This window comes from Stenotrophomonas rhizophila (assembly GCF_020857975.1).
Taxonomy (GTDB): Bacteria; Pseudomonadota; Gammaproteobacteria; order Xanthomonadales; family Xanthomonadaceae; genus Stenotrophomonas; species Stenotrophomonas rhizophila_C.
In genome coordinates this window covers 129345-147289 of record NZ_JACWUO010000011.1, presented here as the reverse complement: position 1 = coordinate 147289, position 17945 = coordinate 129345, and the positions used below count along the sequence as shown (strand labels likewise).

Genomic DNA, 17945 nt, shown 5'->3' with positions numbered 1-17945 from the left:
CGTCCTGCCCAACCCGTCCGGCGTATACGCCGGACCCATGTTTTCGACAGTCCCGCCAACCCACCCACGCCAACCCTTCACACATTGCCGGTGCGCAGAGAAACAGCGGTAGGTCCGCGCCATGCTCGGACATCGCAGTGCGGGGGAGAAGAGCGTCCGACCATGGGTCGGACCTACCGCGCAGAAATGCTGCTGCTTTCCCTTCCGCATATCGAAATCCATGCAGAGGAGGGCGGGTAGCCCCATGCGGGACTGTCGAAAACATGGATGTTTTCGCCAAGCCTACAAGGATGTATTTACGGCGTGTCCCGCATGGGGCTACCCGTCCTCCTCACGCGCGGAAGATCAAGACGCTGCTTTTCACAAAAAGCATCAAAAGACCATCCACGAAAAAACCCGGCCGAAGCCGGGTTTTTTCGTCATCGCGCCAGCGCCGAAGCACTGGCTGGATGCATCAGGCCAGACCGGCCTGCTTCATCACTTCGGCGGCGTAGTCTTCCACCACCTTCTCGATGCCTTCGCCGACGGCCAGGCGCTGGAAGCCGATCACTTCGGCGCCGGCAGCCTTGAGCACCTGCTCGACCGACTGGTTGGTGTCCAGCACGTACGGCTGGCCGTACAGGGTCACTTCGTTGACGATCTTGGCGATCTTGCCGCTGATGATCTTCTCAAGGATGTCGGCCGGCTTGGCCTTTTCCTTGTCGGACATCTTGGCCAGCTCGATTTCCTTTTCCTTGGCAACGAACTCGGCCGGCACATCGGCGGCCTTGTTGTGCGGCGGGTTCATCGCAGCCACGTGCATGGCCAGGCCACGGGCCAGCTCTTCGTTGCCGCCGGCCAGCTCGACCAGCACGCCGATGCGGCCGCCGTGCACGTAGGCCGCGACGTTGTTGGTCGATTCCAGGCGCACGATGCGACGCACGTCGACCTTCTCGCCGACCTTGGCGATCACCGCGGCGCGGGATTCTTCGACCGACTCACCGGACGGCAGCTTGGCTGCCTTCAGCGCGTCGATGTCGGCAGCGCCCGAGCTCAGCGCCACCGCGGCGACGGCCTTGGTGAAGTCCAGGAAGTTGCTGTCCTTGGCGACGAAGTCGGTTTCCGAGTTGACTTCGACCAGCACGGCCTTGCCGCCGTCCTGGGCCGCCACGATGATGCCTTCGGCAGCCACGCGGTCAGCCTTCTTGTCGGCCTTGGCCAGGCCGGACTTGCGCAGCCATTCGGCCGAGGCGTCGATGTTGCCGCCGTTTTCGACGAGTGCCTTCTTGCACTCCATCATGCCGGCGCCAGTGCGCTCGCGCAGTTCCTTGACCAGGGAAGCAGTGATTTCCACGGGATTTCCTCACGAAAGAAAGGGGTTGGGCCGGCATGGTGGCCGGCCCGTGTGACAGTGTCCTGTCCTCGCGCCATCGGCAGCGGGCAGGAGCGGTGGGCGTCTGGCGCCCACCGCGGGCCTGGATCAGGCCTGGGCTTCGCCAGCGGCGTCGGCAGCCGGAGCGGCGTCGGCAGCAGCCGGGGCAGCAGCGGCCGGAGCAGCAGCGGCCTTCTTGGCCGGAGCGCGGCGGGCCGGCTTGGCTTCTTCGGTGGCCGGCGCGTCGGCGAACTCTTCTTCACGGACGGTGGCGGCGTGCGGTGCGGCGGCCTTGCCTTCCAGCACGGCGTCGGCAGCGGCGCGGGCGTACAGCTGCACAGCGCGGATGGCGTCGTCGTTGCCCGGGATCGCGTAATCGACCAGTTCCGGGTTGTAGTTGGTATCGACCACGGCGATCACCGGGATGCCGAGCTTCTTGGCTTCCTTGATGGCGATGTCTTCATGGCCGATATCGATCACGAAGATCGCGTCCGGCAGGCGGTTCATGTCCTTGATGCCGCCCAGCGAGGCTTCCAGCTTGTCGCGCTCGCGACGCAGGCCCAGCACTTCGTGCTTGACCAGCTTTTCGAAGGTGCCGTCGCTTTCGCCGGCTTCCAGTTCCTTCAGGCGGGCAACGGACTGCTTGACGGTACGGAAGTTGGTCAGGGTGCCGCCCAGCCAACGCTGGTTCATGAAGGGCATGCCGCAACGCTCGGCTTCTTCGCGGATCGATTCGCGGGCGCTGCGCTTGGTGCCCAGGAACAGGATGGTGCCGCGCTTTTGCGCAACGCTGGAAATGAAGTTCATCGCGTCATTGAAGAGCGGAACGGTCTTTTCCAGGTTGATGATGTGGATCTTGCCGCGGGCGCCGAAGATGTACTGGCCCATCTTGGGGTTCCAGTAACGGGTCTGGTGGCCGAAATGGACGCCGGCTTCCAGCATCTGACGCATGGTGACCTGGGGCATTGCAGTAACTCCTGATAGGGAACCGGCCGCCACGGGTAATAGATGGGCGGTCCGCCGCAAGGCGGGTGGTTCCGGGGTTTGGCTTCCCTGTCGCTTCCGTGACCGAACTCCTTGCGGAGCACCCCGGCACGGATATGGGCGGCAGGTGTGGATTCACCGGTGACGTCCGGTGTTGACGTTGATCCTGGGCCAAGGCACGAGGGATCTGGTCGATTATAGCCCGCCATCGGCCGCCGGTGCAATTGCGCCCGGCCGGGCCCGGAACCGACCGCCTGCGCAGGCATGGGCGGGCGGGGCAGGGGCCCGCCTGGGCGCTGATACGCCGGTCCGTGGCTGGCCTAGCCGGGCGGCTGCCGGTGGAGGTGGCCGCCGGCGCGGGCGGGCATCGGGCGATCAGCCAAGTATGGACGGCCGGCATTGTAGGGCAGCAGGCCGACCCCACGCGTGGCAGGCCCGGGCATGCAGGGGCCGCCCGCCCGGTGGCGAGCCGAACCGGGGCTGTCAGCGTTCCGCCCGTGCCCGTTCAGACTGGCTCCGGATCGGCGATAATGGGCGCCATGAGCGTGAATCTTAAAACCCCCGAGGAAATCGAACTGATGCGCATCGCCGGCCGCCTGGCCAGCGAAGTGCTCGACGTGGTCACCCCGCATGTGAAGCCGGGCGTGACCACCGAAGAGCTGGACCGCATCTGCCACGACCACATCATCAACGTGCAGAAGGCCACGCCGGCCAATGTCGGCTACCGTGGCTTCCCCAAGACGGTGTGCACGTCGGTCAACAACGTGATCTGCCATGGCATCCCCAGCGAAGCCAAGGTCCTCAAGGATGGTGACATCGTCAATATCGATGTCACCGTGATCAAGGACGGCTGGCACGGCGATACCAGCCGCATGTACTACGTCGGTACGCCGTCGGTAATGGCCAAGCGTCTGGTCGAGGCGACCTATGAAGCGATGTGGCGCGGCATCCGCGCGGTCAGGCCGGGCGCCACGCTGGGCGACATCGGCCATGCGATCCAGAGCTACGCCGAGGGCGAACGCTTCAGCGTGGTGCGCGAGTACTGCGGCCATGGCATCGGCAAGGTCTACCACGACGAACCGCAGGTGGTGCATTACGGCCGGCCCGGCCAGGGCCTGGTGCTGCAGCCGGGCATGACCTTCACCATCGAGCCGATGATCAACGAGGGCACCCGCTACAACAAGGTGCTGCCCGATGGCTGGACTGTGGTGACCAAGGACCGCAAGCTGTCGGCGCAATGGGAGCACATGGTCGCGGTCACCGAGGCCGGCGTGGACGTGCTGACCCTGTCGCCCGGCGAATCGCAGGTCTGAGCATGCTGCCGGCGAGCCCGATGCTGGACGCGCCGGCCGATGCGGTTGCCGACCCCGACTGGGCGGCGCTGGCGCGGCAATCGCTGCAGCAGACCGATGCGCGCCTGTACCGGCGCTTCGACCAGGGCGACAACATCGAGCGCCTGCTGGCCTTGCGCGCGCGCGCGGCCGACCACCTGATCCGGCTGGCCTGGCAGCGTTGCCTGCCGGCCGGCAGCGGCCTGGCGCTGTTTGCGGTGGGCGGCTACGGGCGCGGCGAGCTGTTCCCGCGCTCGGACATCGACCTGCTGGTGCTGGGCGCGCCCGCGCAGCAGCGCCTGCACGAACCGCAGCTGGCGCGGCTGTTCGCGCTGCTCTGGGACTGCGGGCTGCCGGTCAGCCATGCGGTGCGTTCGGTCGAGGAGTGCAGCCAGGCCAGCGCCGACCAGACCGTGCTCACCGCGCTGATCGAGTCGCGCCCGGTGCTGGCCGACGAGGCTGCGCGGCAGGCCCTGAAGGCGGCAGTGAACGTGGCCGGGCTGTGGCCGCCGCGCGAATTCTTCCTGGCCAAGCGCGAAGAACTGCTGGCCCGCCACCAGCGGTTCGGCGACACCGCCGACAACCTGGAGCCGGACATCAAGGACGGCCCCGGCGGCTTGCGCGACCTCAATACGCTGGGCTGGATGGCATTGCGCGCCTTCGGCGTGCGCGACCTTGAAGCCCTGGTCGGGCTGGGCCACCTGGGCCCGGATGAAGCGGCCGCGCTCAAGCGCGAACGCTGCGCACTGGCGCGGTTGCGCTTTGGCCTGCACCTGGTCGCCAACCGTCCCGAAGAACGCCTGCGCTTTGACTACCAGAAGACCCTCGCCGCGCGGCTGGGCTTTGCCGACGACCCGGAAAGCCTGGGCGTGGAAAAGATGATGCAGGGCTTCTACCGCAGCGCCACCGTGGTGCGGCGGATCAGCGACCGTCTGCTGCAACGCTTCGAGGAACAGTTCGACGGCGAAGCCGTGCCGCAGCCGGTCAGCGTCGGTTTCTCGCTGCGCCGCGGCTACCTGGCCGCCAATGATGCCGCGTGGCCACAGGGCGACATCGAGCAGGTGTTCGCGTTGTTCTCCAGCTGGGCCTACAACCCCGATGTACGCGGCCTGCATTCGCTGACCGCGCGCGCGCTGGCCGAAGCCCTGGCCGGCCTGCCGCCCTATATCGAGGCCAGCGTGGCCGCGCGCGAGCAGTTCATGACGCTGCTGCGCAGCCCGCGGGCGGTCGACACGCTGGGCCGGATGGCGCGGCTGGGCGTGCTTGGCCAGTGGATCCCCGCGTTCGCGCAGGTGTCCGGGCGCATGCAGTTCGACCTGTTCCATGTCTACACCGTCGACCAGCACACCCTGATGGTGTTGCGCAACATCGGCCTGTTCGCCAGCAGCCGCGCCGACGAGCGTTTCTCGATTGCCCACGAAGTATGGCCGCGCCTGCGCAAGCCCGAGCTGCTGCTGCTGGCCGGGCTGTTCCACGATATCGCCAAGGGCCGCGGCGGCGACCATTCCGAACTGGGCGCGGTGGATGCGCGCGCCTTCTGCCAGGCGCATGCGCTGAGCGCTTCGGACACCGAGCTGGTGGCGTGGCTGGTCGAACAGCACCTGCGCATGTCGGTGACCGCGCAGAAGCAGGACATCTCCGACCCGGAGGTGATCCACCGTTTCGCCACCCTGGTGGCCAGCCGCGACCGCCTGGACTACCTGTACCTGCTGACCTGCGCCGACATCGCCGGGACCAGCCCGAAACTGTGGAACGCCTGGAAGGACCGGCTGCTGGCCGACCTGTACTTCGCCGCGCGGCGCGCGCTGCGCGAGGGCCTGGAGAACCAGATGCCCGCCGCCGAACGCGTGGCCGAGGCGCGCGAATCGGTGCGCGCGCTGGTGCGCGAGCGCGGCTACGACGATGCCACCATCGAACGCCAGTTCGCGGTGATGCCCGATGAGAGCTTCATCCGCCTGCGCCCGGAACAACTGGCCTGGCAGGCCGCCGCGCTGGTGCCGCTCAGGCAGGGCCAGACCCTGGTCAAGGTGCGCCGGATCACCGCCGACGACGATGCGCTGGAAGTGTTCGTGCATTCCCCCGACCGCGACGGCCTGTTCGCCGCGATCGTGATGACCCTGGACCGCAAGGGCTACGGCATCCATCGCGCGCGGGTGCTGGACGGCCCGGCCGACACCATCTTCGATACCTTCGAGGTAACCCCGGCCGACAGCTTTGCCGACGGCGACGCGCTGCGCCTGCAGGCCGCGCTGCGCGAAGCCCTTGCCGGCGACCTGACCCGGCTGCGCCCGTCGCGCCGGGTGATCCCGCGCCAGCTGCGGCATTTCCGCTTCGCCCCGCGGATCGAGTTCCGCGAGGCCAGCGACGGCGGCAGCCAGGGCACCCGTTTCAGCCTGATCGCGCCCGACCGCCCCGGCCTGCTGGCCGACGTGGCGTTCGTGCTGCGCAACCAGCGCCTGCGCGTGCACGACGCACGCATCGCAACGTTCGGCGAACGCGCCGAAGACATGTTCGTGATCAGCGATGAGCACGACCACCCCCTTGCCGAATCCGCCAGGCAGCAACTGCACGATGCAATGCTGGCCTGCCTGGACCCTGATCGAAACGCCGGAGACCCCCACTGATGGCTACCAAGCCCGCCAAAAAGACCGCCGCCAAGCCCGCGCCGGCCAAAAAGACCACCGCTGCCAAGGCCGCGCCCGCCACCAGGCCGGTTGCGGTGAAGAAGGCCGCCGCGAAAAAGGCGGCGCCGAACAAGACGGCCGCGGCCAAGCCGCTCGCCACGCCGGCCGAGGCTGCCGCCAGGCGCAGCGCCAGCCGCGATGCCACCATCGCGCGCAAGTCGCTGCGCAAGCCGGCCAGCCCGGGCGTGGAGGAACTGAAGTTCGGCATCGAAAGCGCGTTCGAGCGCCGGGCGATGCTGACCCTGCACGAACTGGAAGGCTCGACCAAGCCGCTGGTCGGGCGCGTCATCGACGGCCTGGAAACCGGTGAATTCCGCGTCGCCGAGCCGGATGGCCACGGCGGCTGGAAGGTCAACGAATGGTTGAAGAAGGCCGTGTTGTTGTACTTCCGGGTCAACGACATGACCGTGGTCGACGCGCGCCCGGCGCCGTTCTGGGACAAGGTCGAATCGCGCTTTGCCGGCTTCGATGAAGCCAAGTTCCGCCGCGCCGGCGTGCGCGTGGTGCCCGGTGCGATCGCGCGCCGTGGCAGCTACTTCGGCAAGGACGTGGTGCTGATGCCCAGCTTCACCAACATCGGCGCCTACGTCGGCGAAGGCACCATGGTCGACACCTGGGCCACGGTGGGTTCGTGCGCGCAGATCGGCAAGCACTGCCACCTGTCCGGCGGCGCCGGCATCGGCGGCGTGCTCGAGCCGCTGCAGGCCAGCCCGACCATCATCGAAGACCATTGCTTCATCGGCGCCCGTTCGGAAGTGGTGGAAGGCTTCGTGGTCGGCCACCACAGCGTGATCGGCATGGGCGTGTTCCTCGGCCAGAGCACCCGCGTGTACAACCGCGCCACCGGCGAGATCAGCTACGGCTCGGTGCCGCCGTACAGCGTGGTGGTGTCCGGCCAGCTGCCGTCCAAGGACGGCTCGCACTCGCTGTACTGCGCGGTGATCGTCAAGCAGGTCGACGCCAAGACCCGCAGCAAGACCAGCGTCAACGACCTGCTGCGCGGCCTGGCCGACTGAGTGCCGCGATGACCACGACCGTCTACGGATTGAAGAACTGCGATACCTGCAAGAAGGCCACCAAGTGGCTGGACCGCTTCCAGGTGGCCTATACCTTCGTCGACTATCGCGACCACAAGCCTGCGCCGGAGACCCTGGTCGACTGGGCCGCCCAGGCCGGTGGCTTTGCCGCGCTGGTCAACAAGTCCTCCACCACCTGGCGGCAGTTGCCGGACAACCGCAAGGCGGCCGGTTCGGACGCGGAGTGGAAGCTGCTGCTGCGCGAGTACCCGCAACTGATCAAGCGCCCGGTGGTGGTCAGCGCCGATGGCGCGATGACCCAGGGTTTCTCGGACAACGGCTTCAAGCAGCGGTTCGGAGTGGGCGCGTGAGCGATGTCGTCGGCTTGACCTGCGAGCTGATCGCGCGCCCCTCGGTCACCCCCGAGGACGCCGGCTGCCAGGCGCTGCTGGCTGGCCGCCTCGAGCGCGCGGGCTTCCGCTGCGAACACCTGCGACTGGGCGAGGTCGACAACCTGTGGGCGACCCACGGGCAGGGCGGGCCGGTCCTGGTGCTGCTCGGGCATACCGACGTGGTGCCGACCGGGCCGGTCTCGGCCTGGACCAGCGATCCGTTCGACCCGCAGATCCGCGACGGCGTGCTGTACGGGCGCGGCGCGGCGGACATGAAGGGCAGCGTGGCCGCGTTCGTGGTGGCGGCCGAACAGTTCGTCGCCGCCCATCCCGGGCATCCGGGCATCCTGGCGGTGCTGCTGACCAGCGACGAGGAAGGCGACGCCATCGACGGCGTGCGCCGGGTGGCCGATATCTTCCGCGAACGCGGGCAGGCGATCGACTGGTGCATCACCGGCGAACCGTCGTCTACTGCCGTGCTTGGCGACCTGCTGCGCGTCGGCCGTCGCGGCAGCCTGTCGGCGACCTTGACGGTGACCGGCGTACAGGGTCACGTCGCCTATCCGGACAAGGCGCGCAACCCCATCCACCTGGCCGCCGCGGCGCTGGCCGAACTGACCGCGCGGCAGTGGGACGATGGCTTCGAGAGCTTCCCGCCGACCAGCCTGCAGATTTCCAACATCCACGCCGGCACCGGTGCCAACAATGTGATCCCCGGCCAGCTGCAGGTGCTGTTCAACCTGCGCTACAACCCGCACTGGAATGCCCCGGCGCTGGAGCAGGAGATCGCCGCGCTGCTGGACCGGCATGGGCTGGACTACACGCTGCAATGGCATCGCAGCGGCGAGCCGTTCCATACCCCGGAAGGCAGGTTGCGCCAGGTGGCGCGCGAGGTGCTGGGTGAGTTTGCCGGCGCGCCGCCGGAGGAAAGCACCGGCGGTGGTACCTCCGATGCCCGCTTCATCGCCCCGTTGGGCGCGCAGTGCATTGAAGTGGGGCCGGTCAATGCAAGCATCCACCAGGTGGACGAGAACGTGCGCGTGGCCGACCTGGAACGGCTGCCGGCGTTGTACCAGCGCTTGATCGAGCGGTTGTTGGCCTGATGGGGGCGCCGCACCGACCAACGGTCGGTGCCTGCCGCGCGAGGTAGGAATCGACCGTTGGTCGATTGCGGTAGTGCCGGCCGCTGGCCGGCTCCTCCTTCCGTTTGGCAATCCCCGGAGCCGGCCAGCGGCCGGCACTACCGGATGGTCGACACCTGCCGTGTCAGGTGGGAACCGACCGTTGGTCGGTTTGCCGTTACGCCACGATCAACCCGAACGCGGCCAACGCCGCGGCGGCCTGTCGCTGCGAAATCACCGCCTTTCTGAACAACTTGGCATCCATCACGTTGAGCCCGCTGATATCGGTGCCGCGCAGGTCGGCCCCTTCGAAACGGGTCAGCCGGGTCTGCGCATTGCGCAGGCTGCCACCGTTGAACACCGCATCGCGGAAGTCGCAGCCGGACAGTTCGGCTTCGGAAAAATCCAGGCCCTGCAGCTGCGCCTTGCGGAACGACAGCCCGCGCAGATCGGCGCTGACCAGCAGGCAATCGCGGAACTCCAGCGCCCAGCCGCTGACTTCCTGCAGGTGCGCACCGGTGAGCTTGCAGTCGTGGAACTGCACCGAAGACAGCGTGGCGCGGCGCCAGTGGCTGTTGTTCAGGTCGCAATGCGAGAAACGGGCGTCGCCCAGCAGCGCGGAACTGAAATCGCATTGGCCGCCGCGGCATTTGACCCATCGGCTTTCCTCGAGCGAGGCGGCCAGCCAGCTGGCGCCGGCCACCGAGCACTGGTTGAACTGGAAACCGTCCATGTCCAGCCGCGAAAAATCGCCGCCATCGAAATGGCAGGACTCGAACACCGCCACGCGCGGGTGCGCGGCGACGATCGCCTGCATGCGCTCGCGGGAAATGGATTCATCGCGGAAGGTGACAGTGTTCATGCATCCATTCTGGACGAGATCCGGCTGCCGTTGCAGCCTTGCTGGTGCGCGCGATGTGTGTACCGCGTTGCCGCGTTGTGTCCGGTTGCGGCACCGCTGTCGGTATCAACGCGGTCCATCCTGTGGCGGGGCCACCGCCGGCCCACGGACGGTGGCTACCGAGGCAATACAGGCATCAATGGTTGTCGATCATTCAAACGTCCAGAACGGCGGGGCGATGGCACGGCGCCAATAGGATTCCTCGGCCATGTAGAAGTCCTGCGCCTGGGCCTTGGCGAACCAGGCCGCGGCCGCGTCCACGTTCTTGTCCAGCCCATCGCCGCCACGACCCAGTGCCAGCCCGGCAAGGTATTGGCCGTACACGTTGCCTTGGGCGCCGGCGCGCTCATACCAGCGCAGCGCTTCGGCCTTGTCCTGCACCACGCCGATGCCGGCTTCGTACAGCGCGCCCAGGTCGACCTGGTATTCGGCGTCGCCGCGTTGCGCACGGCGCTGGATGCGCGCGATCACCGGGTTGGTGGGCGCCCCGGCCTGCGCCGGACTGCCGTAGCGGCCCGAGCCGCTGGTGGCCTTGCGCAGTGGATCCAGCTTGTACAACTCGCGCATGTACACCGCCGAACGCAGCCGCCAGCGCAGCGCGCCCTCCATCTGGCCGCGTCGTTCGTACCATTTTTCCAGGTCGTCCATCGCATACGGCGAGCCGTGGTAGGCCGCGCGCTGGTACCAGTGGAAGGCCTTGCGCGCAGAGGGCTTGAGCACCACCGCCTCGGGTTTCTGCGGGGTGTCGGCGCTGTCCAGCCGGCCGCGTTCGAGGATGGTGCCGAGCTGTTCCTCGGCGACGGTGTGGCGGAACGTACGTGGCGTGGTGGCCGTCGCGCGTGCGTACCAGTCCAGCGCACGTACATCGTTCCAGCCCTGGTACATCCTGGCCACGCGCATGGTCGAATCGAAACTGCCATCGGCGGCAGTGGCCAGTGCCTGGCGTTCGGTGTCGCTTACCGGGCGCTGCGGGGCGCTGGCGCAGCCGGCCAGGGCCAGCAGCATCAGCGCCGGCAGCAAGCGGCGGAGGGGAAAAAGGGGCATCCATGGCGTCCTGCAGTGGGGGCGGCCATTATCCGCGCCGCTGCCAACGCGCCCACTGAATCGGTTGCCATCGCAACAGTTGCACGGCGGCCCAAAGCCGGGTACGGTCGGTCCATGTCCTCGCTCCTGGCCACCGCCGTCATCAATACCAACCGCAATAATCTGCGCGCGAACAATCGTGCGCGGCCGATGCGGGACTGCGACCAGGGCTAGTACAAGCAACACGCCCGAACCCCAGAAAACCCGCATCGGCCGATGCGGGTTTTTTTGTGGCCGCTCGAACGCATGCACTACGTGTATCCCCCATCACCAGGAGTTGTTCCCATGTGTTCGATCTTCGGTATTTTCGGTCTGCAGGCCGGCGACGACCTCCCGGCCCTGCGCCGCCACGCGCTGGACCTGTCGCAGCGCCAGCGCCACCGTGGCCCGGACTGGAGCGGGGTGTATGCCGATGCCGGCGCCATCCTGGTTCACGAACGGCTGGCCATCGTCGACCCGGCCGGCGGCTCGCAGCCGCTGCTGTCCGAGGACGGCCAACTGGCGCTGGCGGTCAACGGCGAGATCTACAACCACCGCGAACTGAAGGCCGAACTGGCCCAGCCCTATGCGTTCCAGACCGGTTCGGACTGCGAGGTGATCAACGCGCTGCACCGTGAAGACGCGCCGGCCTCGTGGTTGAACCGCCTCAACGGCATTTTCGCCTTCGCGCTGTGGGACCGCGACGCCCAGCGGGTGCTGATCGCGCGCGACCCGATCGGGGTGGTGCCGCTGTACTGGGGCCATGACAGCGCGGGCCGGCTGGTGGTGGCCTCCGAACTGAAGTCGCTGGTGGACAACTGCGCCGACGCCGCCCAGTTCCCGCCGGGCCATTGGTACGACAGCGCCACCGGCACGCTGACCCGCTACTACCAGCGCCCGTGGCGCGACTACGACGCGGTCGAAGGCGTGGAAGCCGACCGTGCCGCGCTGCGCGAGGCATTCGAACGCGCCGTGCACCGCCAGCTGATGACCGACGTGCCGTATGGGGTGCTGTTGTCCGGCGGCCTGGATTCCTCGCTGGTGGCCGCCGTGGCCGCGCGCTACGCGCGCCACCGCATCGAGGACGGCGACCAGAGCGAGGCCTGGTGGCCGCGCCTGCATTCCTTCGCGATCGGGTTGAAGGGTTCGCCCGACCTGGCCGCCGCGGAAATCGCCGCGCAGGCCCTGGGCACGGTCCACCACGGCTTCGAATACACCTTCGAGGAAGGCCTGGATGCATTGCCTGAAGTGATCCGCCACGTGGAGACCTACGATGTCACCACCATCCGCGCGTCCACCCCGATGTTCCTGCTCGCGCGCCGGATCAAGGCGATGGGGGTGAAGATGGTGCTGTCCGGCGAGGGCAGCGACGAAATCTTCGGCGGCTACCTCTACTTCCACAAGGCGCCCAACGCGCGCGAATTCCACGACGAACTGGTGCGCAAGCTCGATGCGCTCAACAACTACGACTGCCTGCGCGCCAACAAGTCGATGATGGCCTGGGGGGTTGAGCCGCGCGTGCCGTTCCTGGACCGCGAGTTCCTCGATGTGGCCATGCGCATCGACGCCCGGCACAAGATGGTCGGGCAGGGCGGCGACGGCGCGCGCCGGATCGAGAAGGCGGTGCTGCGCGAAGCCTTTGAAGGCTATCTGCCCGAATCGATCCTGTGGCGGCAGAAGGAGCAGTTCAGCGATGGCGTCGGCTACGGCTGGATCGATGGGCTCAAGGCGCACGCCGAACAACAGATCAGCGACCGGGTGATGGCCGCGGCCGACAAGCGTTTCGTGCACAACCCGCCGCAGACCAAGGAAGCGTATTACTACCGCCATGTGTTCGAGCAGTACTTCCCGACCCAGGCGGCGGCCGAAACGGTGCCGGGCGGCAAGTCGATCGCCTGCTCTTCGCCGGCGGCGATCGCCTGGGATGCCAGCTTCGCGGCGATGGCCGACCCGTCCGGCCGTGCGGTGGCGGGGGTGCACGAACAGGCCCTGGCCTGAGTCGTGCGGCGGCGCGGTGCAACGGCACCGCGCCACTGGCGGGAATGCCGCCAGCCCGTAGAATTGCTCCGTCAATCGATGGGGATCGGTAATGGAATCAGGGACCACCGGCGGCATGCGCCGCAGCGGGCTGGCATGGCGCTACCTGGGCTGGGTGGCGGTGCCGTTGCTGGTGGGCCTGGGCCTGGCGCGCTACGCCGGCCCCGGCGTGGCCACCCAGGTGGCGCGCGCCGAATCGTCGCTGGGGACGGACTGGGCCGCGCACCTGCATGCGCCGCTGGGCCTGTTCCTGATGCAGTTGCTGGTCCTGCTGCTGGTGGCCAAGGGCGCCGGCTGGTTGTTCCGGCGTCTGGGCCAACCGGGTGTGATCGGCGAGATGGCCGCCGGCCTGATGATGGGCCCGCTGGTGCTGGGCGCGCTGTTGCCGCAGGTGCACGGCACACTGTTTCCGGCCGCTTCGCTGGGGTCGCTGGGCCTGCTCAGCCAGCTGGGGGTGCTGATGTTCCTGCTGGTCGCCGGTGCCGAACTGGACCTGGGCGGCCTGCGCGGGCGTCGCCGTTTCGCGTTCGTGGTCAGCCATGCCGGCATCGCGGTGCCGTTCGTGCTCGGTGTGGCGCTGGCGATCTGGCTGTACGGCGCGCATGCGCCCGGCGGGGTGGGGTTCACCGGCTTTGCGCTGTTCGTGGGCATTTCATTGAGCATCACCGCCTTCCCGGTACTGCTGCGCATCCTGGCCGACCGCGGCATGACCGGCACGCCGCTGGGCCAGACCGCGATCGCCTGTGCGGCCTTGGGCGATGCCACGGCCTGGTGCCTGCTGGCATTGATCGTGGCCGCCGCGCAGGCGCAGGGCTGGGTACCGGCGACGATCAACCTGGTCTGCGTGGTCGCCTTCGTTGCGCTGATGCTGGGCCTGGTGCGGCCGTGGTTTTCGCGGCAGGTGATCGCGGCCGGGCAGGAAGGCCGCTGGTTGCTGATCATGCTGCTGATGGCGCTGGGCTGTGCGCTGGTGACCGAGATGCTGGGCATCCATGCCTTGTTCGGTGCGTTTGCCGCCGGTGTGGCGGTGTCGGGCAATGCGGCGTTGCGGCATACGGTGGCCAGCAGGGTCGAGCCGTTCGCGGTGACCCTGCTGTTGCCGCTGTTCTTCGCGATGACCGGGTTGCGCCTGCGCGCCGATGCACTGCAGGCCAGCGATGCGCTGTTGTGCGTGGTGGTGATTGCAGTGGCCACCCTGGGCAAGCTGCTGGGAACCTGGAGCGCGGCGCGCAGTGCCGGAATGGGCAGCGCGGAAGCATGGAAGCTGGGCGCGCTGATGAACACCCGCGGGTTGATGGAGTTGATCGTGCTCAACCTGGGCTACGAACTGGGCTTCCTGGGCGACCGCCTGTTCGCGGTGCTGGTGATCATGGCGCTGGTGACCACCGCGATGACCGGGCCGCTGTTGAACGGAATGGAGCGGTGGAAGCGCCGGTAGCCGACCTGCGCCCGGCGTTGGGCGGCCGGGCGCAACGGAAACTCGCGGCAGGGCCGGTTCGCAAACGACTGTCAACCGGGATGATCGGCAACGCGACCTGCAGGCACCGCCGGTAGGGTCGGTTCCCGAACGACTGCCGATAACGCTGATCGGCAGGGAAACGCAGGAACATCACCGAAGCCCTGCATCCCCGCGCACGACCCACCCAATGGCTTCGGCCGTTTCCATGCGTCACTGCACCCATCGGCTGGGTCGGCAGTCGATCCGGATCCGACCCTACCGCCATGCCGATGGCGCGGCGCGCATACGGCGGCGCTATCAATCCGCGCCGGATGCAGCGACCGGCCAACCCACTGGCAGGGTCGGTTCCCAAACGACTGCCGACAACGCTGATCGGCAGGGAAACGCAGGAACATCACCGAAGCCCTGCATCCCGCCCGGTACAGGTGCGGCGCCTACGGGCCAGCGGCGCGGATGTGAAGATCGTGTGGATACCGAGCCAAGCGCAACTGCAACTGATTCCGATTAGATCATTGGAATTTCGGATGGGGCACCATGGCGCCCATCGATTCATCAGGAGCACCCCCATGAAAGGCAACCCGGACGTCATCGCCTGCCTGAAGGAACTGCTGCGCGGCGAGTTGGCCGCGCGCGACCAGTACTTCATCCATTCGCGCCGTTATGAAGACCAGGGCCTGTTCGCCCTGTACGAACGGCTGAACCACGAGATGGAAGAAGAGACCCAGCACGCCGACGCGCTGCTGCGCCGCATCCTGTTCCTGGGTGGCGACCCGGACATGTGCCCGCATGCCTTCGAGCCCGGCAAGACCGTGGAAGAGATGCTGCAGAAGGACCTGGACACCGAATACAGCGTGCGCCACAACCTGGCCGCCGGCATGAAGCTGTGCGAGCAGCACCAGGACTATGTCAGCCGCGACATGCTGCTGGTGCAGTTGAAGGACACCGAAGAAGACCATGCCTGGTGGCTGGAACAGCAGCTGGGCCTGATCAAGCGGATCGGGCTGGCGCTGTACCAGACCAGCAAGATCGATGCCAAAGGTTCTCCGGCGCATTGATCGCGTGCATCAGGGCATTGCGGTGGAGCCGGCCAGCGGCCGGCACTACCCGTGCCACTTGATCCGGGTATGCATGCCAGCCAGCGATTCGCCAGCCAGCCGCACAACCCATCGTCCGCCCGCCAGCATCCGCCCGCCAGCGACGTTGCACCAAGCAAAAAGGCCGGGGAAACCCGGCCTTTTTGTGCGCGTCTGATCGGTAGTGCCGGCCGCTGGCCGGCTCCCCGCGGTGAGGGAAAGAACCGCAACCGACCAGCGGTCGGCGCTATTCCACCGCCAACCCTTCCACCTTCTGCCAGCCGCGCGGCAGCAGATGGCCACGCGTGGCGCGCGTGCCCAGGTAGGTGTCCAGGTCCTTGAACGACAGGTTCATGGTGCGCGCCCCGCTGCGGACCAGCAGGGTATTGCCTGGCGACACCGAGACCACCGCCACCACGCGCTCGGTGGCGAGCTTGGCCTTGGGGATGTCGATGATCTTGTTGCCCTTGCCCTTGTCCAGTTCCGGCAGGTCGCTGGCCGCGATCGCCAGCAGGTTGCCCGAACTGGTCACCGCCACGATGCGGTCGGTGTCCGGGTTGGCGACCACCGCCGGGGTCAGCACCTTGGAACCGGAGGTCAGGTTGAGCATGGCCTTGCCGGCCTTGTTGCGCCCGGTCAGGTTCTCGAAGCGGGTCACAAAGCCATAACCGTGGCTGGAGGCCAGCACGAAGCGGGTGGTGTTCTCGCCACTGGCCAGGGTGATGAACTGGCTGCCCGGCGCCGGCGAGAAGCGGCCGGTCAGCGGTTCGCCGTTGCCGCGCGCCGAGGGCAGGGTGTGGATCAGGGTCGAATAGGCGCGGCCCTCGCTGTCCAGGAACGCCACCTGCTGGGTACTGCGTGCGCGCACCGAACCCAGCAGGGCATCGCCATCGCGGTAGGACAGGGTGGAGGGGTCCATGTCGTGGCCCTTGGCCGCACGGATCCAGCCCTTTTCCGACAGCACCACGGTCATCGGCTCGCTGGGCACCAGTTCGGTCTCGTCGATCGCCTGCGCCGCACCGCGCTGCACCAGCGGCGAGCGGCGCGCGTCGCCGAACTTCTTGGCATCGGCGGTGAGCTCGTCGCGGATCAGCTTCTTCAGCTTGGCCTTGCTGTCCAGGATCGCCAGGATCTTGTCGCGCTCCCTGGCCAGCTCCTCCTGCTCGCCACGGATCTTCATTTCCTCCAGGCGGGCCAGCTGCTTGAGCTTGGTTTCCAGAATGTACTCGGCCTGCTCCTCGCTCAGCGCGAAACGCGCGATCAACGCCGGCTTGGCTTCATCCTCGGTACGGATGATGCGGATCACTTCATCCAGGTTGAGGAAGGCCACCAGCAGGCCGTCCAACATGTGCAGGCGGCGCTCGACCTTCTGCAGGCGGTGGTTGAGGCGGCGGGTGACGGTGGTGGCGCGGAACTGCAGCCATTCGCTGAGCAGCATCTTCAGGTTCTTCACCTGCGGACGCCCGTCCAGCCCGATCACGTTGAGGTTGACCCGGTAGCTGCGCTCCAGGTCGGTGGTGGCGAACAGGTGGCCCATCAGCTGGTCGGCATCGACGCGGTTGGAGCGCGGCACCAGCACCACCCGCACCGGGTTGGCGTGGTCGGATTCATCGCGGATGTCTTCCAGCCACGGCAGCTTCTTGGCCCGCATCTGCGCGGCGATCTGCTCGATCACCTTGGACGGCGATACCTGGAACGGCAGCGCGTTGATCACGATGTTGGTGTGTTCCTTGAAGAACGTCGAACGCGCGCGCACGCTGCCGTAGCCGGTCTCGTACATGGTGCGCAGGTCGGCGATCGGGGTGATGATCTCGGCGTGGCTGGGGTAGTCCGGGCCCTTCACATGTTCGCACAGCGCGGCGATGCTCGCGTCGGGGTCGTCCAGCAGGTGCAGCAGCGCGCTGACGATCTCGTTGAGATTGTGCGGCGGCACATCGGTGGCCATGCCCACGGCGATGCCGGTGGTGCCGTTGAGCAGCAGGTGCGGCAGGCGCGCCGGCATCCAGGTCGGTTCTTCCAGGGTGCCGTCGAAGTTCGGGGTCCAGTCGGTGGTGCCGTGGTTGATTTCGCCCAGCAGCACCTCGGCGATCGGGGTCAGCTTGGATTCGGTGTAACGCATCGCCGCGAACGACTTGGGATCGTCGGTGGAACCGAAGTTGCCCTGGCCTTCGATCAGCGGGTAGCGGTAAGAGAACGGCTGGGCCATCAGCACCAGCGCCTCGTAGCACGCGCTGTCGCCGTGCGGGTGGTACTTGCCGATCACATCGCCCACGGTGCGCGCGGACTTCTTCGGCTTGGAGGCGGCATTGAGGCCCAGCTCGCTCATCGCATAGATGATGCGGCGCTGCACCGGCTTGAGGCCGTCGCCGATGAACGGCAGTGCGCGATCGAGCACCACGTACATCGAATAGTCCAGGTACGCCCGTTCGGCGTACTCGCGCAGGGGCAGCTGTTCAAAGCCGTGGAAGGCGGGGCGGGCAAGATCGGTCATGCGGGATTGTTACCTGTGGCAAGGGACGGCGACGGCTGTCGCC

The 17945-nt window shown here is 67.4% G+C and carries 13 protein-coding genes; 8 read left to right on the top strand and 5 right to left on the bottom strand.

From position 1 onward, the window contains the following. Positions 1-454: 454 nt before the first annotated feature. Positions 455-1333 carry a translation elongation factor Ts gene (gene tsf, locus IC535_RS12415; RefSeq protein WP_228886523.1) on the bottom strand — a complete coding sequence of 293 codons (879 nt, stop codon included), beginning with the start codon at positions 1331-1333 and terminating at the stop codon, positions 455-457. 126 nt (positions 1334-1459) lie between these two features. Further along, on the bottom strand, positions 1460-2317 hold the full coding sequence (gene rpsB / locus IC535_RS12410; RefSeq protein WP_228886524.1) for a 30S ribosomal protein S2: 858 nt from the start codon (positions 2315-2317) through the stop codon (positions 1460-1462). Positions 2318-2874: 557 nt separating this feature from the next. On the opposite strand from rpsB, the gene map reads away from it, so the two are divergent. From map to dapE, 5 genes are read left to right on the top strand one after another with little or no spacing between them, the layout of a single operon-like run. Then, positions 2875-3648 (top strand): type I methionyl aminopeptidase, encoded by a 774-nt coding sequence (map, locus tag IC535_RS12405; RefSeq protein WP_228886525.1) that lies wholly within the window; start codon positions 2875-2877, stop codon positions 3646-3648. Between the two features lie 20 nt (positions 3649-3668). Then, complete coding sequence (locus tag IC535_RS12400) at positions 3669-6290, top strand: [protein-PII] uridylyltransferase (protein WP_429000388.1); 2622 nt, start codon at positions 3669-3671, stop codon at positions 6288-6290. Then, positions 6290-7366, top strand: a complete 1077-nt coding sequence (dapD, locus tag IC535_RS12395; RefSeq protein ID WP_228886528.1) for a 2,3,4,5-tetrahydropyridine-2,6-dicarboxylate N-succinyltransferase — start codon at positions 6290-6292, stop codon at positions 7364-7366. The genes IC535_RS12400 and dapD overlap by 1 nt, the downstream gene beginning before the upstream one ends. A gap of 8 nt (positions 7367-7374) precedes the next feature. Next, complete coding sequence (locus IC535_RS12390) at positions 7375-7737, top strand: arsenate reductase (RefSeq protein ID WP_228886529.1); 363 nt, start codon at positions 7375-7377, stop codon at positions 7735-7737. Beyond that, positions 7734-8861: a succinyl-diaminopimelate desuccinylase gene (dapE, locus tag IC535_RS12385; RefSeq protein ID WP_228886530.1), complete on the top strand. Its 1128-nt coding sequence runs from the start codon at positions 7734-7736 to the stop codon at positions 8859-8861. The genes IC535_RS12390 and dapE overlap by 4 nt, the downstream gene beginning before the upstream one ends. Before the next feature lie 196 nt (positions 8862-9057). On the opposite strand, the gene IC535_RS12380 is transcribed toward dapE, so the two are convergent. After that, the gene (locus IC535_RS12380) at positions 9058-9741 is read right to left on the bottom strand and encodes a pentapeptide repeat-containing protein (protein WP_228886531.1); all 684 of its coding nucleotides are present in this window, start codon (positions 9739-9741) and stop codon (positions 9058-9060) included. Between the two features lie 189 nt (positions 9742-9930). Beyond that, on the bottom strand, positions 9931-10824 hold the full coding sequence (locus tag IC535_RS12375) for a tetratricopeptide repeat protein (RefSeq protein WP_228886532.1): 894 nt from the start codon (positions 10822-10824) through the stop codon (positions 9931-9933). Between the two features lie 324 nt (positions 10825-11148). Here IC535_RS12375 and asnB point away from each other — a divergent pair, with 324 nt between their 5' ends. From asnB to bfr, 3 genes are all read left to right on the top strand, one after another. Then, positions 11149-12840 carry an asparagine synthase B gene (gene asnB, locus IC535_RS12370; RefSeq protein ID WP_228886533.1) on the top strand — a complete coding sequence of 564 codons (1692 nt, stop codon included), beginning with the start codon at positions 11149-11151 and terminating at the stop codon, positions 12838-12840. Positions 12841-12931: 91 nt separating this feature from the next. Then, positions 12932-14317, top strand: coding sequence for a cation:proton antiporter (locus tag IC535_RS12365; RefSeq protein ID WP_228886534.1), 1386 nt, complete (start codon positions 12932-12934; stop codon positions 14315-14317). A gap of 587 nt (positions 14318-14904) precedes the next feature. Beyond that, positions 14905-15393 (top strand): bacterioferritin, encoded by a 489-nt coding sequence (gene bfr / locus IC535_RS12360; protein ID WP_228886535.1) that lies wholly within the window; start codon positions 14905-14907, stop codon positions 15391-15393. Between the two features lie 265 nt (positions 15394-15658). Here the strand turns inward: bfr and parC are convergent, their stop codons facing one another. Beyond that, positions 15659-17902 carry a DNA topoisomerase IV subunit A gene (gene parC, locus IC535_RS12355; protein WP_228886536.1) on the bottom strand — a complete coding sequence of 748 codons (2244 nt, stop codon included), beginning with the start codon at positions 17900-17902 and terminating at the stop codon, positions 15659-15661. Positions 17903-17945: the final 43 nt, after the last annotated feature.